We start from the raw sequence: 2125 nt of genomic DNA on the forward strand, positions 1-2125 counted from the left end.
GCGTTGTGCAGCAGGATCGCCGAATCGATCTCGTTGAAAAACCGCTCGACGGCTTGCGCATCCTCGGCGACGATCGCCTCGGTGTGATGCGAGGAAAACGTCTCGATATGCTCGATCGCACCACCGATACCGTCGACCAGTTTTACCGCGATGATGGCATCGAGATACTCGGTGATCCAGTCGGCATCGGTCGCCGGTTTGGCGTCGAAAAACACTTTCAGCACCTCGGCATCGGCATGGATTTCGCAGCCGGCGGCGCGAAGTGCATCAAGGATCGGCACCAGATGCGTGGAGGCAACCGCCCGGTCGACCAGCAGCGTCTCTGCGGCACCGCAGACGCCGGTGCGTCGCATCTTGGCGTTGACGGCGATCCTGACAGCCATATCGAGCTTGGCGGAACGGTCGATGTAGAGATGGCAGATGCCTTCGAGATGCGCGAAGACCGGGACCCGCGCCTCGGCCTGCACCCGTCCGACCAGGCTTTTGCCACCGCGCGGGATAATGACGTCGAGGTTGCCGCCCAACCCCTTCAGCATTTCGCCGACGGCGGCGCGGTCGGTGGTCGGCACCAGCTGGATGGCATCCTCCGGCAGGCCCGCTTGCTTCAGCCCTTCGACCAGGCAGGCGTGGATGGCGGCGGAAGAATTGAGCGAATCCGAACCGCCGCGCAGGATCACCGGATTGCCGGCTTTGAGGCACAGCGCGCCGGCATCGGCGGTGACGTTCGGGCGGCTCTCATAGATGACGCCGACGACGCCGAGCGGCGTGCGCACGCGCTCGATATGCAAACCGTTCGGCCGGTCCCACTGCGCGATCACGTCGCCAACCGGATCCCGCAGCGCGGCGATTTCGCGGATGCCGTCGGCCATGGCGCGGATGCGCGCCGGATCGAGCTTCAGCCGGTCCATGAAGGAGGTGGAAAGCCCGGATTCATGACCATTCGAAACATCGATGGCGTTGGCGTCGAGAATGTCCTGCTCACGGGCCACAATCGCCTCGGCCATGGCCAGCAGTGCGGCGTTCTTGGCGGCGGTTGTGGCAATGGCCAGCGGCCGGGCGGCAGCGCGGGCGCGCCGGCCGATATCGGCCATCAGCGCGACAGTGTCATCCCCGGATTTTTCATGCAGTTTCAGCATGGCTCATCCTCCGCTTACATCGCCACCGACCGTGACTTGGTCACCGGCCCCTGTTTGGTCGCCGGCCCGTACTTGGTCACCCGAATGGCTCACCACAAGGTCATCGCGGTGGATCATCGCCGAACGCGCCTCGTAGCCGAGCACGGTTTCGATCTCGGCCGTCTTCAGGCCCGCGATCCTTACGGCATCGGCGGCATCATAGGCAACCAGCCCGCGCGCGATCTCGCGGCCCTCGGGCGACAGGATCGCCACCGTGTCGCCGCGCGAGAAATTGCCGCTGACCAGCTTGACGCCGGCCGGCAGCAACGATTTGCCCGACAGCAGCGCGCCGATGGCGCCGGCATCGACCGTAAGCCGGCCGGCCGGCTCGAGCTGGCCGGCGATCCAGGTTTTGTAGCCCTTGACCGGGTTGCTGCTCGGCCGAAAGAAAGTAGCGCGCTCGCCGCGTTCGATCGCCATCAGCGGCGACAGCCGAGTGCCCGACGTGATGATCATCGCGGTGCCGGCGGCGGTGGCGATCTTGCCGGCATCGAGCTTCGTGCGCATGCCGCCGCGCGACAGCTCGGAAGCGGCCGCACCCGCCATCGCCTCGATATCAGGCGTGATGCGGTCGACCACCGGAATGAATTTGGCGTTGGGGTCGCGCGCCGGCGGCGCGGTGTAGAGCCCGTCGATGTCGGAAAGCAGCACCAAAAGATCGGCGCCCATCATGGTGGCGACGCGGGCCGCCAGCCGGTCATTGTCGCCGTAGCGGATTTCGGAAGTCGCCACCGTGTCGTTCTCGTTGATGACCGGCACTGCCTTCATCTTCAAGAGTGTCGAGATCGTCGCCCGCGCGTTGAGATAGCGGCGGCGCTCCTCGGTGTCGCCGAGCGTCAGCAGGATCTGGCCCGATTTCAGGCTGCCCTTGCCGAGCGCGTCCGACCAGGCGCCGGCCAGCGCGATCTGTCCCACGGCTGCCGCCGCCTGGCTCTCCTCCAGTTTCAGGG

At 65.9% G+C, this 2125-nt stretch carries 2 protein-coding genes; both read right to left on the reverse strand.

Features of this window, described 5'->3' with window-relative positions; all coding sequences use genetic code 11:
- On the reverse strand, positions 1-1136 hold a 1136-nt coding region (locus EN994_RS28475; protein WP_127308010.1), incomplete at its 3' end, for a glutamate-5-semialdehyde dehydrogenase.
- A gap of 3 nt (positions 1137-1139) precedes the next feature.
- Positions 1140-2125, reverse strand: a 986-nt coding sequence (gene proB, locus EN994_RS28480) for a glutamate 5-kinase (RefSeq protein WP_127308011.1), incomplete at its 5' end; no start/stop codon positions are given.

The sequence above is a fragment of the Mesorhizobium sp. M7A.F.Ca.CA.002.09.1.1 genome, from assembly GCF_003998555.1.
Taxonomy (GTDB): domain Bacteria; phylum Pseudomonadota; class Alphaproteobacteria; order Rhizobiales; family Rhizobiaceae; genus Mesorhizobium; species Mesorhizobium ciceri.